Annotated in this window: 17 protein-coding genes, 1 tRNA gene, 1 pseudogene and 1 riboswitch; of the genes and pseudogenes, 8 read left to right on the top strand and 11 right to left on the bottom strand. The window is 70.9% G+C overall.

Annotated elements, in window-relative coordinates; genetic code table 11:
- Positions 1 to 24 precede the first annotated feature (24 nt).
- Together BMG523DRAFT_RS06245 and BMG523DRAFT_RS06240 are read right to left on the bottom strand one after the other, a co-directional pair.
- Positions 25 to 786, bottom strand: a complete 762-nt coding sequence (locus BMG523DRAFT_RS06245) for a hemerythrin domain-containing protein (protein WP_108913358.1) — start codon at positions 784 to 786, stop codon at positions 25 to 27.
- Positions 787 to 990: 204 nt separating this feature from the next.
- Positions 991 to 1,704, bottom strand: a complete 714-nt coding sequence (locus tag BMG523DRAFT_RS06240; RefSeq protein WP_011434754.1) for a PhzF family phenazine biosynthesis protein — start codon at positions 1,702 to 1,704, stop codon at positions 991 to 993.
- A 224-nt stretch (positions 1,705 to 1,928) separates the two neighbouring features.
- Between BMG523DRAFT_RS06240 and corA the strand changes: the two genes are divergently transcribed.
- The 3 genes from corA (at position 1,929) to BMG523DRAFT_RS06225 (ending at position 5,419) form a co-directional block, all read left to right on the top strand.
- On the top strand, positions 1,929 to 3,188 hold the full coding sequence (gene corA, locus BMG523DRAFT_RS06235) for a magnesium/cobalt transporter CorA (RefSeq protein ID WP_023840111.1): 1,260 nt from the start codon (positions 1,929 to 1,931) through the stop codon (positions 3,186 to 3,188).
- A gap of 214 nt (positions 3,189 to 3,402) precedes the next feature.
- Positions 3,403 to 3,789 carry a hypothetical protein gene (locus tag BMG523DRAFT_RS06230; RefSeq protein WP_011434752.1) on the top strand — a complete coding sequence of 129 codons (387 nt, stop codon included), beginning with the start codon at positions 3,403 to 3,405 and terminating at the stop codon, positions 3,787 to 3,789.
- A 351-nt stretch (positions 3,790 to 4,140) separates the two neighbouring features.
- A riboswitch (cyclic di-AMP (ydaO/yuaA leader) is annotated at positions 4,141 to 4,307 on the top strand.
- Positions 4,308 to 4,312: 5 nt separating this feature from the next.
- Positions 4,313 to 5,419 carry a C40 family peptidase gene (locus tag BMG523DRAFT_RS06225; RefSeq protein WP_011434751.1) on the top strand — a complete coding sequence of 369 codons (1,107 nt, stop codon included), beginning with the start codon at positions 4,313 to 4,315 and terminating at the stop codon, positions 5,417 to 5,419.
- Between the two features lie 519 nt (positions 5,420 to 5,938).
- Here the strand turns inward: BMG523DRAFT_RS06225 and BMG523DRAFT_RS06220 are convergent.
- The 3 genes from BMG523DRAFT_RS06220 to BMG523DRAFT_RS06210 all read right to left on the bottom strand — a co-directional run bounded on the left by BMG523DRAFT_RS06220 (position 5,939) and on the right by BMG523DRAFT_RS06210 (position 8,849).
- Positions 5,939 to 6,541: a PHB depolymerase family esterase gene (locus tag BMG523DRAFT_RS06220; RefSeq protein WP_308726838.1), complete on the bottom strand. Its 603-nt coding sequence runs from the start codon at positions 6,539 to 6,541 to the stop codon at positions 5,939 to 5,941.
- 181 nt (positions 6,542 to 6,722) lie between these two features.
- Positions 6,723 to 7,466: a type 1 glutamine amidotransferase gene (locus BMG523DRAFT_RS06215; RefSeq protein WP_011434749.1), complete on the bottom strand. Its 744-nt coding sequence runs from the start codon at positions 7,464 to 7,466 to the stop codon at positions 6,723 to 6,725.
- Positions 7,467 to 7,598: 132 nt separating this feature from the next.
- Entirely contained in the window at positions 7,599 to 8,849 is a 1,251-nt protein-coding gene (locus BMG523DRAFT_RS06210; RefSeq protein WP_011434748.1) for a MurT ligase domain-containing protein, read from the bottom strand.
- A gap of 420 nt (positions 8,850 to 9,269) precedes the next feature.
- Between BMG523DRAFT_RS06210 and BMG523DRAFT_RS06205 the strand changes: the two genes are divergently transcribed.
- The 3 genes from BMG523DRAFT_RS06205 to BMG523DRAFT_RS06195 all read left to right on the top strand — a co-directional run bounded on the left by BMG523DRAFT_RS06205 (position 9,270) and on the right by BMG523DRAFT_RS06195 (position 10,539).
- On the top strand, positions 9,270 to 9,761 hold the full coding sequence (locus BMG523DRAFT_RS06205; protein ID WP_011434747.1) for a tRNA adenosine deaminase-associated protein: 492 nt from the start codon (positions 9,270 to 9,272) through the stop codon (positions 9,759 to 9,761).
- A 126-nt stretch (positions 9,762 to 9,887) separates the two neighbouring features.
- Positions 9,888 to 10,334 (top strand): tRNA adenosine(34) deaminase TadA, encoded by a 447-nt coding sequence (gene tadA, locus BMG523DRAFT_RS06200; RefSeq protein WP_035909245.1) that lies wholly within the window; start codon positions 9,888 to 9,890, stop codon positions 10,332 to 10,334.
- A 118-nt stretch (positions 10,335 to 10,452) separates the two neighbouring features.
- Positions 10,453 to 10,539, top strand: a tRNA-Ser gene (locus BMG523DRAFT_RS06195).
- Positions 10,540 to 10,666: 127 nt separating this feature from the next.
- Here BMG523DRAFT_RS06195 and BMG523DRAFT_RS06190 read toward each other — a convergent pair.
- Both BMG523DRAFT_RS06190 and BMG523DRAFT_RS06185 read right to left on the bottom strand, forming a co-directional pair.
- Positions 10,667 to 12,052, bottom strand: coding sequence for a pyridoxal-dependent decarboxylase (locus BMG523DRAFT_RS06190; protein WP_011434745.1), 1,386 nt, complete (start codon positions 12,050 to 12,052; stop codon positions 10,667 to 10,669).
- Between the two features lie 534 nt (positions 12,053 to 12,586).
- Complete coding sequence (locus tag BMG523DRAFT_RS06185; protein ID WP_023840114.1) at positions 12,587 to 12,922, bottom strand: DUF4326 domain-containing protein; 336 nt, start codon at positions 12,920 to 12,922, stop codon at positions 12,587 to 12,589.
- 631 nt (positions 12,923 to 13,553) lie between these two features.
- Here BMG523DRAFT_RS06185 and BMG523DRAFT_RS06180 point away from each other — a divergent pair.
- Complete coding sequence (locus tag BMG523DRAFT_RS06180) at positions 13,554 to 16,562, top strand: TIR domain-containing protein (protein WP_232234977.1); 3,009 nt, start codon at positions 13,554 to 13,556, stop codon at positions 16,560 to 16,562.
- A gap of 37 nt (positions 16,563 to 16,599) precedes the next feature.
- On the opposite strand, the gene BMG523DRAFT_RS06175 is transcribed toward BMG523DRAFT_RS06180, so the two are convergent.
- The 4 genes and pseudogenes from BMG523DRAFT_RS06175 to BMG523DRAFT_RS06160 form a co-directional block, all read right to left on the bottom strand.
- Positions 16,600 to 17,637: a hypothetical protein gene (locus BMG523DRAFT_RS06175; RefSeq protein ID WP_023840116.1), complete on the bottom strand. Its 1,038-nt coding sequence runs from the start codon at positions 17,635 to 17,637 to the stop codon at positions 16,600 to 16,602.
- Between the two features lie 85 nt (positions 17,638 to 17,722).
- A complete protein-coding gene (locus BMG523DRAFT_RS24255) occupies positions 17,723 to 18,307 on the bottom strand; it encodes a glycosyltransferase (RefSeq protein ID WP_011434740.1) in 585 nt (194 codons plus the stop codon).
- A 154-nt stretch (positions 18,308 to 18,461) separates the two neighbouring features.
- A pseudogene (locus BMG523DRAFT_RS26300) lies at positions 18,462 to 18,695 on the bottom strand (radical SAM protein); the annotation flags it as partial.
- Positions 18,696 to 18,726: 31 nt separating this feature from the next.
- The gene (locus BMG523DRAFT_RS06160) at positions 18,727 to 19,200 is read right to left on the bottom strand and encodes a hypothetical protein (protein ID WP_011434739.1); all 474 of its coding nucleotides are present in this window, start codon (positions 19,198 to 19,200) and stop codon (positions 18,727 to 18,729) included.
- 61 nt (positions 19,201 to 19,261) lie between these two features.
- On the opposite strand from BMG523DRAFT_RS06160, the gene BMG523DRAFT_RS25835 reads away from it, so the two are divergent.
- Positions 19,262 to 19,498 carry a hypothetical protein gene (locus BMG523DRAFT_RS25835; protein ID WP_051623784.1) on the top strand — a complete coding sequence of 79 codons (237 nt, stop codon included), beginning with the start codon at positions 19,262 to 19,264 and terminating at the stop codon, positions 19,496 to 19,498.
- Positions 19,499 to 19,515 lie beyond the last annotated feature (17 nt).

Raw genomic sequence — 19,515 nt, 5'->3', positions numbered from 1 at the left:
AACGACGGCAGTCGCAAGGACGGATCAATGAGCGGCGATGTGGCCACCAGTGACGTTGTGGCTACCAGCGGTGGTGTCGCCCTGCGCGCCTTCCTTCCCTGACGGGGTCTCACCCGCAGCCGGCGCCGTGGGACGGCCCAGCAGGTACCAGCCCCACAGCCCGGCGGGCACCGGGGCCCGCCTCGGCGCGCCGGGCACCTCCCGGGCGTCCATCACGTCGAGCAGGTGATCCCAGTAGCCCGTCAGGCGGGCCGCCAGGCTTCCACCGAACAGCCTGCTGTGCAGAAGGTGCGGATGCGGTCGGGTCGGAGCGTGGCGCATCGCGTCGGAGAAGCGGTCGAGGAGATCCCGGCGCTCGTCGTCGGACAGCTCGGCCATCAGCTCACGCAGAAGTTCGTCCTCCAGCGTCGCATGTTCGACCATCAACGCGGCCAGATCCCGGCGCAGGTTCGCGACCGGCTCCGCGGGCCGGTTGAGGTCCCCCTGGACGTACTGTTCAATGCCGCGCATCACCGAGGAGCAGCGCCGCGCCAAGCGGCCCAGGTCCGCCACCCGCGCCCGGCCGCCCACGACCCGGCGGGCCATCTCCGGGTAGACCACCGACTCCATCGCGCTCAGGTGCGCGGAGACGGCGGCCACGGCCGCGTCGCTGGCGCGCAGCGCCTGCCGCGGGTCGGTCGACGGACCATCCACGTCACCGTGGGCACCGACGTCGCGCGAGAGCTCGATCAGACGGACGGCATCCTGATGCGCGGCCTCCACCAAGGTCACCAACGTCTCGGCCATGACCACCTCGCAGCCCATGGGCGGATACCCAGCGGAGAGCTACCGGGATCCAAAGCTACGCCTATCCGACCCGGTCCGCATCTCGGCAGCCACCACGCAGCCGTAACCCGGTACCCACAAAGGGTGCCAGTCGCCTCGCTCGGCACCTACACTCTCAGGCTTGGTCCCCCTGGTGTCCGGCCGTGGCCGCGCCGAACGGCACCGTCACCGGGCGAGGAACTCGTCGAGATCGGCGAGGAACCTCGTCTCGTCCTCGACCACCAGGCCGCCGACATCGGCGTGGCCGGGCGGACCCGGCTGCGCGAGCACAATCGAACCGGCGCCGTGCCGGATGGTGAGCCGCCGCCCGAGCATCGCGGCCAGTCGCATGGAAGCCGACCCGCAGGCCTCGTCCTCGGTGACGCCGTGCCTGCTGGCGAAGGCCCGGGCCCGCACGACCCCGCCCGGCTCATCCTCCCACGCCCAGAGCTGGGTCAGGTCCTCGGCGGGTGGACGGGGCAGGTCGAGCGCGTCGACCTGGCCCGGGTCCGCGAGCATCTCATGCCACCAGCAGGGCACGGCGGCCAGGGCGCCGCGGACCCAGACCCGGCCCTGCTCCTGCCAGCTGACCGCCTCGCCGCCGGCCGGGCGGAGGATCTCCGGATGGCCACCGAGCAGCCGACCCAACAGCCAGGCCGACCCCACCAAGGCGTGCCCCGCCATGGGCAGCTCCCCGGTGGGCGTAAAGGTGGCCAGCTCCGCCAACTCCGGGTCGTCGACGAAGACCGTGGCGGGGCAGCCCAGTCGGCGCGCGACGACGGACCGCTCCCGCGCGTCGGGCAGCAGCTTCGCGGCATCCAGCACCACGGCGAGCAGGCTGCCGCCGGCGCCCGTCTCGTCGGCGAACACCCGAAGCGTGCGTACCTCGATCCCGATCACTCGATCCTCCCTGTGACGTATCCCATGCGCCGGACGTGTATCTCACCCTTCGTGCCACACCACGCCGGCACAGTTGCCAGGCATCCGCGTCCACGGTGAAGCCCGGATCGCCTCCGGACGGCCGGCACCGACTTGTCACCATGAAGGTTCACCAGCGGGGAAGGGCGTGGGAGATGCCGACAGGTGGACCTGGACATGGATCGGCGGCAGGGAAGAAGGCAGTGATGCGGGACGACGCGGTGCCGGGCGAAAGGGTACGCGACGAGACGGTACGCGAGACCCGGGGACGCGACGTTGATGGCGCGCGCCCGGACGGCGGCGACCACGGCAGCCAGCATCCCGTTCGGGAGGTGCTGGGGGACGCCCTGGAGCAGGCGTCGGCCAACGCCCATAAGCTCGCCGGCGCGCTGACCCGTCCGGTCTCCCTGGTCCGGGTGGGTCGCAAACGACGCGGGGCGCCCCGCTCCGAGCTACCGCGGACACCGGACGGGCGCGTCATGGCCTGCGGCGTGTACAGCCATGGCCGGCGGGTCACCATGGACATCGACCAGGCCGACGCGCTGCGGTTGGCGCGGTCCGAACGCAACGGGTTCGCCTGGCTCGGCCTGTTCGAGCCGAGCTACGAGCAGCTCACCGCGATCGCCGAGGAGTACAGGCTGGACAAGCTCGCGGTGGAGGACGCGGTCACCGGCCACCAGCGCCCCAAGCTCGAGCAATACGAGAACCACCTGTTCATGGTGCTCAAGACGACCAGTTACGTGGAGCACACCCAGGTAACGGGCACCTCCGAGGTAGTCACCACCGGCGAAATCATGATCTTCCTCGGCGAGGACTTCGTCGTGACCGTGCGGCACGGCAGGCACGGGGAGATGACGAAGCTGCGCGGCCGGCTGGAGGCCAACCCGGAGATGCTCCGGCACGGCCCGACGGCCGTGCTGCACGCCATCTGCGACAGCATTGTGGACGACTACGTCCGCACCGTGGAAAGCATCCAGGCCGACGTCGACCAGATCGAGACGGGCGTCTTCCACCGGGATCAGAAGCCGTCGACGGAAAGCGCCTACCAGATGAAACGCGAGCTTCTGGAGCTCAAGCACGCGGTGCTGCCGCTCGCGGGCCCGTTGCGTACCCTCACCATGGACGCCCCCACGATGGTCGACGTGGCGATGCGCCGTTACTTCCGGGACGTCGCCGACCACCTCGAGCAGGTCAGCGAGCGAATAGCTCACTTCGACGAGCTGCTTTCCTCCGTGCTCCAGGCGACGCTGACGCAGGTGACGATCGCGCAGAACGAGGACATGCGACGGATCAGTGCCTGGGTGGCGATCGGCGCCGTCCCGACCGCCGTCGCCGGGATCTACGGCATGAACTTCGACCACATGCCGGAGCTTCGTCAGACGTGGGGCTACCCGGCCGTCCTGGCCGTCATTACGACGATCTGTCTGTTTCTCTACCGTGCGTTCAAGCGCAACGGCTGGCTCTGACACCGACCTGCATGCTATGCGCGCATAGACCACGACAATGACGGCAGATCCATAGTCCCTTTTTACTATAAGTTGGCTGACGCGACGTATCCGTACGATGGGTTACCCCTGGCCCGCCACGTCGGTTACCGTTACCAACCGTGTCGGAGCAACCGGGTCTCGCGCCAGCCGCTCGGCGCGGTCCCCGCCGACCCCCCACCCCTCGGGGGACTCCATGACCTCGCCTGACCCCAAGAGTCGTAAAACGGCCATCCTGCCCGATCGGGGCGATCTCATCGCGGAGCTCGCCGGCCGGCTGGAGGCCCTCGACGCGCTCCTCAACCGGCTGGAGGATGCCGAGCGGCAGGCCGCCGACGCCAGCGAGCATCTCATCCGGACCCGCCGGTGGCAGGAGGACACGGTCCGGACCATCCAGGAGGAGCGGGCTCGGATGCGCCAGCGCCAGCACGCCCTCGACGAGCTCGCCGACCACGCCCGCGCCGCGGTCGAGGCGCTGGCGCACCACCGCTCGCTGCCCCGTGAGGTCCACGAGCTCGCGGTCGAGCTCCAAGTGCTCGATGCGGCGGGATTCCTCACCCGCCGCGGCTCCCGGTCCCGCTGAGGGGGGTGCACACCCGGCCTCACCCGTCGACTACTTTAAGTAGTCAAAATCGCCCACGGGCCGCGGGAGGGCTACCCGCCCGCCCGCCTCTCACCCGGACCGGCCGCCGCCGCGGACCCCACACGCAACGAAAAACCAGCAGGACAAACGGGGCGCGAAGGGCCTTAGGGCCGCCCGGTCAGCCCGGCCGACCGCGCGGGCCGCCGACGCCGCGCGACGGGAACTTCAACGCGCACTCGCTGTAGTTGGGAAGGACTAGTGTTTACCCACCCCATCCAAGTGGACTAGTCTCACGCCGACGTCACGACAACACCGGGCCGAACGCCGAGTCCTGCCCCCGGCCCCGGTGTCCCCTCCGAGTCGTCATCAGGGGCAGGAGCGGGGGACCCACCTCCACCGGCCGGCGCCGATCCGCGGTGTCGACCTAGGGGTGAAGCTCGACGCGTGAAGGTCACGCGAGAGCCGGGCAGCCCAGCCCGAACCCGACAGCTCACTTCGCAGGCGCACGGGAAGGAATACACCGTTGTCCGCGCAAAGCGTGCAGCTCGACGAAGAAACGCGAGGCGCCGGTCGCGGCCGTCACCGCGCACCCTCCGCGCCCCCGGCCGCCCGCAGCCGGGCCCGGGCCCGCGCCTTCGCCGCCGTGACCACCGGGACCGTCGCGGTCTCCGGAGTGGCTCTCGCCGGCTGCGCCACCGACATCAACGCCGACGCCGCGAAGGACGAGCAGCCGAACACCGCTCCGATCACCCTCGCCGCGCAGATCGGCTCCCAGGCCGCCCTGGGGGGCAGCATCGCCGCCGCGGCGGTCAGCACCCACGGCTCCACCTCCCTGCTCGGCTCGACGGGCGGTGTCGACGCCCCGCCCCTGGCCGGCAAGGTTCAGGTCGGTCTCCGGGTGACCAACCCCGACGTGAGCGTCAGCGCGGACCAGCCGATCGACATCGGCTTCTCGCTCTACAACGAGCAGACCCACGAACCGCTGGCGAACCAGCTGGTCAAGGTGCAGGTGAAGCTCCCCACCGGGTGGGCCACCTTCAAGCACCTTTACACCAACGCCCAGGGCTACGCCTCCTACACGGCCCGGGTGCTCACCACCACGAATGTCACCGCGGTCTTCGACGGCACGGACGCCCTGCAGTCCGCCCGCTCGGCGAACGACGCCACCCTGCGCGTACGGCCGGCGCCCACCCCCCGGCTCGTCCGCAACGCCGCCTGGTCGGATCTCCTCACGACAGGGGACGCCGCGGACCAGGCGTCGGTTCCGGTCCCGTCGAGCTCCCTCGGGGAGAAGGCCGTCTACCTGGCCTCCCTGCAGGCCGGCAAGCCCTACGTCTACGGTGCGGAGGGCCCGAGCTCGTTCGACTGCTCCGGCCTCATCCAGTACATCTTCAAGCAGCTCGGCAGGAGCGTGCCGCGGACGACCGACGCCCAGTTCGCCGCCGCCACCCGGGTGTCGCAGTACAACAAACAGCCCGGCGACCTGATCTTCTTCGGGACACCCGGGAACATTTACCACGTCGGCATCTACGCGGGCGACGGCATGATGTGGGCGGCGCCGCACACCGGCGACGTCGTGTCGCTCAAGAAGATCTATACCACCTCCTACTACGTCGGTCGGATCCTCTAGCGGCCGGTCGGAGCCGGCGCACCGCCCTCATGCCGACGCAACGGCTCACCCGGCTCCGGTGGATCGCCTTCGCGGCTGGGGCGCGGACCACACGAGCCCTGCCAGTCCACGAGCGGCCGGCTACCGAGCCCCTCTCCAGGCGCCGACCCGAAGCCGTGGAAGCCGGACCCGGGACTCCCACCCACCGGCGAAGCCGCGGACAGACCAGCAAGCGGGCCCTGTCACCGCCCGACAACCCGCCTATGTGGTTCCTTTCCAGCTCTCCGGACGGGCCCTCCTTCCGGTGGGACGGACGTCAGATCTCCCCCCCATCTGACGTCCGTCCGGCCGGAAGGCCCCCGATTCCGCCGGCCTTCCCTCGGATTCCCCCCCCATCCGCACGGGAAGGCCGGCGGGCCTCGGGCCCCGGCCGACCAGGTCCGCCGATGCCGCTACCCCCCTCCCGGCGGCATCGGCGGACTTCAGCCCTCGGTCTCTGCCCGGTGCGGAAACCGCCCGGCCCGCTCGCGGGCGCCGCGGTCAGGCCCCCAGCCGGTGACCAGACGAGAACTTCCACAGGGTCTCGCTGACCTTCCGGTCCCAGGAGGCCTCCGGGGCCCGGCCCTCCGGGACACGGTCCTGGCAGGTCGGCCCGGGCTCCGGGTCGAACTGCCCGACGACGCCGACCGCGGCGAACTCCGGCTTACCCGGGGCGCAGGCGGCGGTCAGGGCCAGCCGGGCACCCTCGCCGATCCCCCACACGTAGACCCGGTTCGGATCCACCTTGGTCCGTTTCGTGGAGACGAAGCGGACCACGTCGCGCAGATAGCGCACGTCGGCCCCCTCGGGTCCGTCGATCCGCCACGTGCCGCCCACGGCTTCCGGGAAGGCCACCGCGAAGTCGCGGGAGTTCGCGAGCTTGCCGGCGTCACTCTGCCGGTCAAGTGACTTCGCGTCCGCGTTGTCGTCGTGCAGGATCAACACCAGCGGAAGCGGGTTGGCGGGATCGGACGGGGCCTGGACGAGCAGCTCGCGGCCCGCCGACGCGTAGTCGCCGGGCAGGCTGACCCGCTGGGTCTTCGGGCGGTCACGGGTCCCGAGGTAGCCCCAGACGACCACGATCACGACACCGACGATGAGCACGGTTCTCTTGTTTTTGCCCCACCATCCGGCGAGGGGATTCGACACCACGGTCCAACCGAACCACACCGCTGGCCGGGAAACGCCGCAAACCTGGCAGCAGATGACGACAAGACCGGGGTCAGACCGGGGCCTGTCCGCCTTGTCCCCCCACTTGTCCCCCCAAAAAAAGCCAGGGGAGGCGTCAGGTGACGGCCAACGCGCGGCGCCGGGCCTGGCGCAGCACCTCCACCTCGCGGGGCGCGTCCAACGGCGGCAGCGGACCATGGACCCAGCTCAGCAGGAGATCGGCGAGGGCGGGATTCTGCGCGAGCACCGGCCCGTGCAGGTAGGTGCCGATGACCCGGCCATCCACGATGCCGTCCGTTCCGCCGTCACCGTCACCGATCCCGAGCCGGACCGTACCGAGCGGGATGCCGCTCGCGCCGGGCAACCGCCTCGTCCGCCCGGCGTGATTCTCATACCCGTACAGGGTGGGCAGGCCGAGCCGTGCGTCCGGTTCCACCACGATGTCCCCGACCGCACGCGCCGGCGGCGCGTCCGACGGGCCGAAGGAGCGACGGGTCTCCACGTCGACGAGATTCAGCCCCTCGTGGATCTCCCCACCGGATGGGAAGGTCGCGCCGATCACCTGGTAGCCGGCGCACACGGCGAGCACCGCCGCTCCCGAGCTCACCGCTCGCCGGATCGCCCGGTTCTGCCGGATGCCGTCCGCGGCGAGGACCTGCGGTGCGTCCTCGCCGCCGCCGAGCAGGTAGATATCACAGCTCTCGGGCACCGCCGACCCCGCGGGAACGTTCACCACCTCGACCGGCAAACCACGCCAGCGCAGGCGCTGGGACAGCACGATCGCGTTACCGCCGTCGCCGTAGGTACCAAGCAGCTCGGGGTAGATCAGCGCGATCCTGGTCGCAGAGCCGCCCGTCATCGCGTGGATCCCCTCATCTCGCGCACAACCTCACTGCGTGCACAACCTAGCCGCGTGCACAACCTAGCCACGTGCACAACCTAGCCACGTGCACAACCTAGCCACGCGCACAACCTAGCCACGCGCACAACCTCACTGCGTGGACCTCACCAGCAGATCGCGGAACGCCGTGTAGTTGGCGACGACGTCGACCACCTTCTCGTTGGCGGCCAGGGCCGCGTCCCGCGCACTGGCATACACGCTGTGCGGCACCTCCGCATAGGCCAGCCGCACGCTCATGTCCTCCTTGCGCTCCCCGGTGACCAGCACCTGCCGGCCGGCGAGCCGTTCGAACGGCACGTCCCAGATCCAGGACGGATCCCGCCCGTCAGCGGTCTGGGAGTTGAAGTCGATGACGACAGGCCGCGGCGGCGCGTCCGCCAACAGCTCCATCATCTCCACCCAGCCAGCGGGGTTCTTCGCCAGCAGCAGCCGGCCTCGATGGCCCTCCTCGCCGAGCGCCACCTCCTGATAGCGACCCTGCACATCGCCCAGGCCGGTCATGGCCGCAAGCGCATCCTCGATCTCGACGCCGAACTCCCGGGCCGCGGCGGCGGCCATCGCCGCGTTGCCGAGGTTCACCCGTCCGGGCAGATCGAGCCGGGCCTCGATGGTGCGGCCGTACCAGAGTAGTTCCCGGGAGCCGGTGACCGCGACGATCGGCTCGGGCCTGGCCAGCCCGCACTCGGACCACCAGCCGCTGCTGTTGCGGTGTAGCAGCCGGGCGCACTGCGGGCAGACCATCGCGTCCGCCGTCCAGTTCTGCCCCGCCGACACCCAGACCTGCCGGTGCCAGCCCGCCGCCGCCCAGGCCACCAGGGGATCATCGACGTTCGCGACCACCGTCGTGTCGCGCAGCTCCGAGCCGAGCTCGCGCCACATGGCGGCGATGCGCCGCGTCTCGTTGGACCGGTCGAGCTGGTCACGGCTGATGTTCAGCAGCAGGACCACCCGCGGCGAGATCTCCCTGGCCACCTTCGGCAGCCAGATCTCGTCCACCTCGAGAGCCGCCGCCGCGTCAAACGGCGGCCGGGACAGCGCGGCCAGCACCCCGGGCGCCATGTTCGCCCCGCCGCTGTTCGACTTGACCGGCCCCAGGGTGCCCAGGGCCCGGGCAAGCAGCCTCGTGGTGGTGGTCTTGCCGTTGGTGCCCGACACGCAGGCGGTCATCCGGTGGGAGCCGACCTCGGCGAGCGCCGCCGGGGATACCCGCAGCGCGAGCTTGCCACCGATCATCTCGCCGGAACCACGGCCGAGCCGGCGTGACGCCTCGGCCGCCAGGCGTTCAACGGCGAGCGCGGCCTGGGTCCTGGCGGTGAACCGGCGGGGGATTGATGTCGTCATCGCGGTTTCTACAGTGCCACGACGGCACCGGGCGGCGAAGCCCGCCCCGTCTTCTGTTCCGATAGATCCCGGTCCAGTCCCCGGTCATCGGCCCGGTACCACCCGGTAGCGCCCCCGGACGGGGGTTTGTTCCAGCCCGGACATTACCTCACGTGAGCTGGCGTTACCCATAGTCCGTTGGGGAAGGTGTCGACCGGACCACCGTCGCGGAATCGACGCGGCATCGCGGTAGAACTCACCTGACAGGGTGAACCGGAATACCCACGGCCGCCCCCACAGGTGAGAATCACAGGCGGAACACGGCTGGTCGGCGCGGGTGCGCCGGTTTGGCCACCGGGGGCCGCGCCGGGCGGGCATCCCGGACCGGCACGGCCGGCCCGGGTCCGCCGCGCGGTTGCAGAAGGGACGTGAGGGCGCACAGTGACCACGAAGGCAATCGCGATCGCGCGGGTACACGGCCACTGGTCGGTGCACGATCTCGACCCGGCCGACGTCGACGACCTCGACGCCCTCACCGACATGATGCGGGATCTGGGTGATGGCCCCGTCGTCGCCTTCCTCGAGGAGGACGACGAGTACCTCGCGGTGGTCCGGGTGTGTCCCGACGACCCGGATCCGCAGGTCTTCCTCTCCGATCGCCGGGTCCTGGTGACCTCCGACCTCGCCGAACGCCTGTTCGCCGACGCGCTGCCCTCGATGGCGGGGCTGACCACCCCGGACGACGAGGATGACGCGTCCGCCGTCACCCATGCCGCCCCCGTGGGCGATCTCGATCTACTCGGCGATCTGGGCACCCCCGCGGAGGCGTTGTTGGAACTGATCGGCGAGGAGGGGATGCTGCCAGGCGATGTGATCAGCGCGCTCAGCGAACGGGCCGGGGCGGGGGAGATCCTCGATGACGCACGTGGCTGAGCCCACCGCTTCGGTCCCGCGCCGCCGGCCCGCTGATCCGGGATGACCGATCCCGACGAGTACCCCCGGGCGGGCGCTCCCGCCCGGCTGAGCGGTCCGCCCGGACCGGACCGCTTCCACGAGGCGATGGGGCTCGCCCTGCGCGAGGCCCGCCTGGCCCCGGACCACGCCGACGTCCCGGTGGGTGCCCTGGTGGTGACCGAGGACGGCACGGTGCTCGGGCTCGGGCACAACGAGCGGGAACGCGGCGCCGATCCCACCGCCCACGCCGAGATGATCGCCCTGCGGGCGGCCGCGCGCCGGACGGGTTCCTGGCGGCTACCGGGAGCCACCCTCGTGGTCACGCTGGAGCCCTGCACCATGTGCGCGGGGGCCCTCGTGCTCGCCCGGGTGGACCGCCTCGTCTACGGCGCGGTTGACGAGAAGGCCGGGGCGGTCGGCTCGCTCTGGGACGTGGTGCGGGACCGGCGGCTCAATCATCGACCCGAAGTGGTCGCCGGGATCCGCGCCGACGAGTGTGGCGCCCTCCTGGCGGAGTTCTTCGCCGCGCGCCGGCGCCCGGCGGGGCGCTAGCCGGCACACCGCCGCCACGCTCGCCCGGTTCGGGGCGACGGGCCGCAGCCTCGGCGCCGTCGGACCCCTACACACCCCGGCGAACCGGACTCTCGCGACGTCCGGTAGGCTAGTCCGCGGTGGAGTCGCCTAGTGGCCGAGGGCGCACGCCTCGAAAGCGTGTGAGGGGGCAACCCCTCCGTGGGTTCAAATCCCACCTCCACCGCCCTAGCGGCACGTCTCGCTCTTCGCGTGCTGGCCGGGCCCGCACAGCGGTCCCGGAGGATCAAGCCCGGGCACCGGGCCGGCGGGGAGACCGGACGGCGGGGAGAGGGAGCCCATCGCGGCGAGGATCAGGCCATCGTGGCGAGGATCGCGCCGATGTCGTCAACGGTGGTCCGCGGGTTGACGATGGCGAACCGGGCGACGGTCTCGCCCTCGTGCACGGTGGGCGGAACAAACGCGAAACCGTCCCGCAGCAGGTTCTCGCTCCACCGCTGGTAGTCCGCGGCCTGCCAACCCAGCCGACGGAACACCACGATCGACAGCTGCGGTTCCCGCACCAGCTCGACGTAAGGCAGCGCGGCGATCTGGAGCGCGGCCGCCCGGGCGGTCGCCAGCGTGGACTCGATGGCCCGGCCGTAGGCCAAGGTGCCATGCGTCGCCAGCGAGAACCAGAACGGCAGCCCGCGGGCCCGCCGGGACAGCCCGATGGCGTAGTCCGACGGGTTCCAGGCCCCCGCCGAATCCAGGACCTCGAGGTAGCCGGCCCGCTGCGGGCCGTGCGCCGCCCGGGCCACCGCCGGATCGCGATACACCAGCGCGCAGGCATCGAACGGCGCGAACAGCCACTTGTGCGGATCGACGATGAACGAGTCGGTCTCGGCGATCCCGTCGAAGAGAGAGTGGGTCGATGCGGCGGCGAGCGCGGCCAGCCCGTAGGCGCCGTCCACATGTACCCACAGCCCGCGGGCCTGACAGACGTCCACCACCCCGCGGATGTCATCGACGGTGCCGAACTGGGTGGTCCCTGCGGTCGCCACCACCGCGAACACGCCGTCGACGGCCTGGGCGCCGTCCTGCTCGGCGAGCCGGTCCAGCGCCTCGGCCAACAGCGGACCGGTCAGTCGTCCGGCGTCATCCGTCGGCACGACGACGACCTCGGTGTCGAGCACCGTGGCGGCCTGGTAGAGGGAGGAGTGCGCTTCGGCCCCACAGACGAACCGCCATCGCGGTGGAGTCGGCCGACCGGCGGCGGTCAACCGGCTCCGGGCGGCATGCCGGGCGGCGGCCAGCGCCGACAGGTTGCCGACGGTGCCCCCCGGTACGAACAGCCCACCGGCGCAGGCGGGGAAGCCCGCGAGGTCCGACAGCCATCGCAGCGCCTCGTTCTCCGCGAAGACCGCGCCCGCGCCCTCCATCCAGCTGCCCGCGTAGATGGACGACGCCCCGACCACCAGATCGAACAATACAGCCGCCTTAGTCGGGGCGGCCGGGATGAAGGCGAGATTGCGGGGATGATCCGTCGAGATGCAGGCGCGGGACAGCTCCTCGTCGAACACCTCGAGAGCGCGACGGCCACCGATGCCCTCGGCGGTGATCGTGGATCCCACCGCCGCCGCCAACTCGTCCCATGACAATGGCGCGTCCAGCGGTACCGGATCGAATCCGAGCCGGACGCGGGCAAAGTCACATATCGCGCGGACGAGGTCGGCAGCCTGCGCGTCAAACCGATGCACAGGCGGAGTCTAGGGTCGGCCATGCCCGGACATCGGGCAGCTCACCCCGCCGCAACACCGGCGTTTCCGGGTCAACCCCGAGTTCACACCGGCTCGTCGCGGACCGTCACAAGTCGCCCGGGTCGGGTGATCTCCCGCGACCCGAGGGACGACGCGAGGCTACGCGTCCTGCTTGCCGCGCTGACGACGGAAGAGGAACCCGCCACCAACCAGGGCAACCAACAGAACAATCGCTCCGACACGCTTCACAACAAACCTCCACGATGAGGACCCGGCCTACGGGACGACATGCCCGGGCGTCCATCCATATACCCCATGGACGCCGCGGAAGGTGCCCAGACCCGCCGTCCCGGGGGACGAACGGCTGACACATCCTCATGCCATCGAAACCGAGCATGCCATGAAGTGGTCCCAGGCGTGCGACCGGACCGCCGGACAAGCCGACGCGTCCTACGACAGCACGATGGACACGTGTCGTATCGCGGGGCAATCTTCACGCGGCCCGGCGTTTGGACGGTGCTTTCACAGTCGCCCTCATCGCACCCGTTCGGCGACAAGGGCTGCGAGGATGTCGGCATGGCAGGGCTCGCCCGGCGGGCACCAGCAGGCCAACCGCTTACCAGCCAGGTCGGGCAACTCGGCGAGCCGCTCCGACCGCGAGTAGCGGCGACCGGACCGGTCGTACCGGACATCCGGCCCACTGCCGGTCATCCACGCCGCGTACAGCTCTACCGCCGCGGACCGCCCCCACTCGCGCTGGTCGAAGGGATTGCCCCATCGGGTCGGCCGGGCGACCACGACCACGTCGTCGGGCCTGCGCCACCCGGCGGCGCGGGAGAGCCGGACATGGGACTGTGCGACGGTCATCATCGGAGGCCTCCCAGCTCGACGACATCCCTGGCGCCGCCCAACTCGCCCGGATCGTCGGTGAGATCCAGATCGTCGGTGAGAATGGCGTGCGTGGATGGTACGGACACCACCATCCCCCCGCACGGGGTTCGCAACCGATCGGCGCGGACCGGGCCGGCTGTCCGTGCCGATCAGGCCACCTCACCGCCGATCCACGTACCAGAGGAGCCACATCGGGCCCGGGAACCAGTGGACGGTCCACGTTCGGCGGACCCGATTCAACGCCACCCCAATAAACAAGCAATCTCTGTGCAATAACCACACAATAACCGTACGATCGTTAATCGTGTGATCGTTGCAGTAAGAAACGTGCCGGAGGCACGGGAACAGCGCAAAAGGGGGCAGCCACAACCATCCAGCCATTCCCCCTTTACTTTCCGTACACCGGAAATTTGATAACGGGTAAAGTACATTTTTTCGACGCGACGAGGTTGCCGTCCCGGCCCTTCTGGTGATATCTCGCGGCGATGCGGCGGGATCGTTCCAGGGCGCCGACGGGACCGGTTGCGACCGGGCGCCGACGAGTATCCATGCCGCCTGCCGGAGGTAGGACAAGCGGCGCATAGAATGTCCGCGAGAATGTGCGCGGCAAATGCGGCGAGTCCTGGGGGCGATGGTGGCACGAGTCTTCGTCAGCCATGCGGGCTCCGACGCGGAGCTGGCCGACAGAGTGCATCAGACGCTGACCCTTCTTGGCCACCGGGTGTTCCTCGCTCAGAACATCCGGGTGGGCGTCCAGCCCGGCGACATGTGGAAGGATCGGTTGCACCGCGAGCTGCGAGCCGCCGACGCCGTGGTCTGTGTCATCACCAACGCCTACAACGCCTCCCCGTGGTGCGCCTACGAACTGGGAATCGCCTACGAGGTCGGCAGCCTGCTGCTGCCGCTGCGCGTGGAGCCGACGGTCACCTCCCCGCTTCTGGAGGACCGGCAGCACGTTCACCTGCACGAGAATCCGGGGTGGGCCGACAACCTGAACATTGGGCTGCGGCGCGTCGAGGCCGGCGGCGGGCTGGGCTGGGCGGACGACCGGTCCCCGTTCCCGGGTCTGCGGCCGTTCACCCGGGACATGGCCAAGGTGTTCTACGGGCGCGGCAACGAGCTGCGGCGACTCACCCACCGGCTACGCTCCCTCGGTGAACAGCGTCTGCTACTGGTGGTCGGCGCCTCCGGATGCGGCAAGTCGTCGCTGGTCACCGCCGGCCTGCCGGCCCAGCTGGCGGGCGAGCCCGGCTGGGAGGTGGCCGACCCCTTCTGGCCGGGCCGGGACCCGGTCCGCAAGCTCGCCCACACCCTGACCCAGGCTGCGAGGCGTGTCGGCCAGCAGTGGGCGGTCACCGACATCGACCGGCAGCTCAGGGAGGACGACCTGGCCCTGATGGGGCTGGCCGAGGAACTTCTGACGGCCGGCTCCGGCCCGGTGCGGGACAGCCTGCTGCTACTGATCATCGATCAGGGCGAGGAGCTGTTCACCCGATCGGACGAAGAGGAACGGGCCCGGTTGGCGACCCTGTTGCGGCATGGGGTCACCGGTCCCGTGCGGGTGGTCATGGCGCTTCGCTCCGAGTTCCAGGACCAGGTCTTCGCCCTGCCCGAACTGAGCGGCCCCCCCGAACAGGGCGGGGTCAACCTGCACGTCTTCCCCCTCCGCCCGCTGGCCCGGGACATGCTGCCGGTCGTCATCACCGAGCCGGCCCGGGTAGCCGGCCTGCACGTGGAGCCGGAGCTGGTCGCCAGGATGGTCGCGGACACCGAGGACGGCGAGGCGCTGCCGCTGCTGGCGTTCACGCTCCATGAGCTGGCCAAGGACCAGACCCGCGGCGGCACCCTGTCGATGGACCGGTACCACGAGCTGGGTGGCGTGCGGGGGGCGCTGGCCCGCCGCGCCGACGCCGTCCTCGACGACGCCGTGGAGACGAGCGGGCTGGGCCGGGAGGAGATCCTGGTCGGCATGGCCGAGCTCGCCACGCTCGACGAGGCCGGTCGGCGGACCCGCCGACGCATCGACCTCAAGGACCTGCCGTCCGACGCGTTGCGGAGAACCTTCCAGGTCTTCGTGAACCAATGGCTGCTGTCCACCCCCAGCGACAGCCTGGGGACCGCCGTCGGGGTCGTCCACGAGGCGTTGCTGACCGCCTGGAAGCCACTGGATGCCGTCATCCGGGAACGGGAAGCCGCCCTGCTCAGTGAGGGCAAGGTCGAGCGCGCCGCCGCCGAGTGGGAGCACAACGACGGCCCGCTCTGGGACGAGGACCGGCTGACCACCGCCATCACGACGCTGTGGCAGTCCTATGAGCGTTTCCGCGCCGGTGAGGAGCCGGTGGTCCATCTCAAACCGGCCGGGCGGAGGTTCATTGACGCGTGCGACCAGCGGATCGAGGAAGCCCGTCGCCAGGAACGTACGCGCGTCGAGGCGGCCCGCCGCCGGGAACGTCACGAACGTCAACGCCGCCAGCAGGTCATCGCTGTCCTTTCCGTGCTCCTCGTCTTCACCGTCGTCGGGGCCGCGGTCGCCACCTGGCAGTCCCTCACCGCCCGGCAGGCGCAGCGCACCGCGGAACGGGCGCAGCGCACCACCGAACGGGCGCGGCACGCCCTGATCACTCACACCCTGCTCGCCGACGCCGACGCCGCGCGGGCGACGGACCAGGTGCGCGCGTTACGACTCGCCATCGCCGCCGAGGACATCGACCCCGGTACCGGTGGTGCGGCCGGCGGTAAGGCCGCCAGTGGTGAGGCCGCCAGTGGTGAGGCCGGCGGTAAGGCCGACAGGGGCGCCGACAGCCGGGCGAACCTGCTGCAAACCCTCGCCGAGGACCCGAACCCACTCGCCAGCCGCGGCGATCCCGTCACCTCGGTGGCGTTTTCCCCGGATGGACGCATCCTGGCCGTCGGCGGCGCGAACGCAACGGTCGTGCTGTGGGATGTGACGGAGGGTCAACATCGTCGGATCGACCCGCCCCTCACCGGCCAGCACAGCGGGATCACGTCGGTGACGTTCTCGCCGGACAGCCGGAACCTCGACGCGACCGGCGTCGACGGGACGGTGCTGCGGTGGGACGTCACCGACCCAGACCGGCCACAATTGCGGGGGCGTGTGAACGCCGCCGCGGCCCTCCCCACGCCGTGGGATGCGTTCTCCCCGGACGGGCGCCTCAGAGCCACCGGCCAGGACGGATCAATCATGCTGGCGGATGTCACCGCCCCGGATCGGCCCCGGCCGCCCAGCATCCTTCTCGCCGACCCCGGACCGGTCCGGGCCGTGGCCTTCTCCCCGCACGGGCAGGTCCTGGCCGCGGTCGGATCTGGCCGGAGGGTATGGCTCTGGGATACCAGCGTCACCCCGCCGCGGCAGATCGGGCAGCCGCTGACCGGGCACACCCGCTCCGTCCTGTCGCTGGCGTTTTCCCCGGACGGCGGGACGCTGGCCTCCGGCGGCAACGATGGCACCGTCCGGCTGTGGCGGCTCGCCGCGGTCGACGCGTTCCGCCGCAACGGCGTCGTCGAGTACGCCTGCCACGAGGCCCAGGGCGGGCTCGACCGGTCGGCGTGGAGCTTCCACATTCCCGGCCTGCCCTACCAGGACACCTGCGCGGGGTGACCGCCGGCGGCACCGGCGGCTACCTCGGCAACGACGGCTACCTCGGCAACGACGGCAACGACGGCAACGTCCAGGTGTCGAGGCGTTCGGCGATGTTGTTCGTGCCCTGGCGCCGCCCGGCGATCCGCCGGGCGTCCGCGAGGAACCGGTGGGTCCGCGTGACCATCACGGCGTTCGGCCGGTGCTCGGAGATGTCCAGTGCCTCGGTGACGAGCGCTTCAGCCTCGTCGACGTGGTGGCGGTACAGGGCCGCTGTAGCCGCGGCGATCCTCGCCATCGACCGCAGGCCGGTCGCCCCGGCGACATCGAGATGGTGCACCGAGGCGTCGGTATAGACCGATGCCGCGTCCGGCTGGCCGAGTTCGACGTACGCTGCCGCGGACAGTTCGGCGAGCGTCAGCATGTGCAGGGTGTCGATCGAGAACCCGGGGTTACCCGACTGCGCGCGACTCAGCGTCCCCTGGATGCGCCAGGCACGATTGATCGCTTCGTGCACGCCCGCCCGTTCACCGAGCGCGCCCAGGGTACGGGCCTCTATCGCCGCGGCGCGGCTGGCGGCCGGCGAGCCCGCACCGACGTGGGACGTGGCGGCGCGGGCCAGCGCGAGGGCGGAGGTCAGGCGGCCGGACTTGCGGGCCAGGGAGCTCTGCCACAGCCGAACCCAGCACTGAAGTGTCCGGTCCCGCGCCTCCTCGGCGTGGCCGAACGCCTCGGCGAACGCGGCCGTCGCCCCGGGGATGTCACCGAGGTCGTGGCGGGTGGTGGCCCACAGGGCGGCCAGGCGGCCGGCGGCGCGGTGCAGGCGGGCGTCGACGGCGGTCGGGTGCCCGCCCTCGGCGAGCAGGGAGCGGACGGCCGGCAGATGCCGGCGTAGGTACACGCTCGTCGCGCCGATCGGAGTCCGCTCGTACGCCCCGGTGATCTGCTCGATGCGGACGTCGATGTGGTTCAGGACGTCCTCGGACGCGATCACTCTCGGGATCACTCGCCCGCTCCGGACCATGAACAGCCCGGGTGGCAGGGATGCCCCCGCCGCCAGCCGGAGGAACCGCCGTCGATCGGACTCGTCGCCCATGCCGCACCTGCGCTTCGGGATGTCGCCCGCCTCCCATGACCATGATCCGTCCGTGGGCAGTCGAGAAACGGGTCATCGTCCATGGTCACGCCCCGTCTTCCATGATCATGCCCCGTCTGCCGGTCCGACTGCACACTCGCTGGACGCTAGCCGGGGCGGCCGCCCGCCGGAAGCGGAAACACCCAGCACAACGTGGTCTCCCGCGGCCTGCGGGCCACGGCCCACGGCGTCCCACGGCGGCACCGGTCGACCCGGCGCAGGTCACTAGCCGTGACTTTTGCACCGGCGGAGCCTCAGTGCGGTCGTGGCAGCCGCCCGCCGGCAGCCGGCCGCGACGGGCGAGGTCGGCGGTGATGTGGGTGAGGTTCGCCGCGTTGTGCAACCGCCAGCGTTCCCAGCCGGGAGTGCCCTTGCGCACCCGCTCCGGCCGGACGTCCGCGGCGTCGGTAACGGTCTCGAAGGGTTTCTGCTCGTGCGGCCGCACGTCCGTGACGTGGCTCAGCCCCTGCGGTGGGGTGCCGACGAAGCCGCAGCGCAGGATGCGGATGGCGGCGAGCAGCCGGTCCACGAGGGCCGGCTCGCAGAGCACATCGTCGTCGAGGTAGAGCACATATCGGCCGCGGGACGCGTCGAGCAGGAACTGGCGCTGCTCCGCCATGCCCCGCCACATCCGCCCCCGGTGCACCTCGACGGCGCCGCCCCGCGGTGTAGTAGCTGGTGGACATCCGTACCCCAGGCCGCGTCAGTGTCGGCCAGAGGCCATCCGGGATCCGGACCAGATTGGTGAAGATCTCCACCGTCATGCCGGTGTCGAGCGCCCGGCCGACAAACTCGGGCAGCGCCGGGTGCAACGTCGGCTCACCGCCGATCATCGACACCAGGCGGACCCCGAGCTCGGCGGCAGCGTCGATGACCTCCGCCCAGTCGGCCGCGGTCATCGGCCCGTGCCCGCCGGCCGGGCCCGAGTCGGCGTAGCAGTGGGAACAGGAAAGCTGGCAGCGGCCGGTGAGCTCCAGCGACAGCCGGTCGATCGGCGGTGGGGCAAGGGTGGTGGTCACTTGTTCTCCTTGCGGGTGGATGCGGTGGGGATCAGTGGGCGGTGAGGGCTCGCGGGGGATGGAGCTCGCCGCCCTGGTGGAGGGCGGCGCGCTGCGTGAGCTGGTCGGGGGTGAGGGCCTTCATCCCGTGGTAGGTGCCGGCGACCTGGGCGCGGGCGAGTTCGAGCGCGAGCGCCGCCCACTGGACGAGCTGGCGGTCGATCTCCTCCATCTGCTCGGTCGCGGGCAGCGTGCCGCCGTACAGGAGGTGGTGGACGAGCGCGACGGTCCGCGCCATCTGGCGGACGTTGGTGTCGGCGGTGCCCTGGTAGCGGGTGCACTCCTCGGTGAGGATCTTCACCTGCTCGTCGCTGAGGTTCAGGGCCTCGCGGTGCTCGACGTCCTGGCCGAACAGTCGGCCTGCTCGGAGCCGCTGCCGTTGCCGCCCAGATCTCCGGACGGATCGCGGCCGCCGCCGCCATCGCCCCCCGACGCTGCGGGAGATCGAGGCGAACATCAACCGCATCGCCCGCGCCTACATCGTCACCCCGCCGGCCGAGCTCGCCGCCGAAGCCGAACGGGAGTGGATGGCCGTCGAGCGGATGCTCGATCGCCGGGTGCGAGGGAAGACCCGGACCACGTTGGACCTCCGCGCCGGCCAGTACGCGATCTATCTCGCGTTGACCGCCAACGACCTCGGCGCGCAGGAGGATTCCGACACCTATCTCGATCTTGCCGGTCAGCACGCCCAGGAAGCCGGCGACCGGCTCCTGTCCGACTGCGTCGCCGCGGTCGGACAGCTCGTTCGCGTACTTCCGGAATGATCCGCATCGCGCGCGGA

Source organism: Frankia sp. BMG5.23 (genome assembly GCF_000685765.2).
Lineage (GTDB): Bacteria > Actinomycetota > Actinomycetes > Frankiales > Frankiaceae > Frankia > Frankia casuarinae.
Note: the sequence above shows the minus strand (reverse complement) of the source record. Positions and strands in the feature narration are given on the sequence as shown.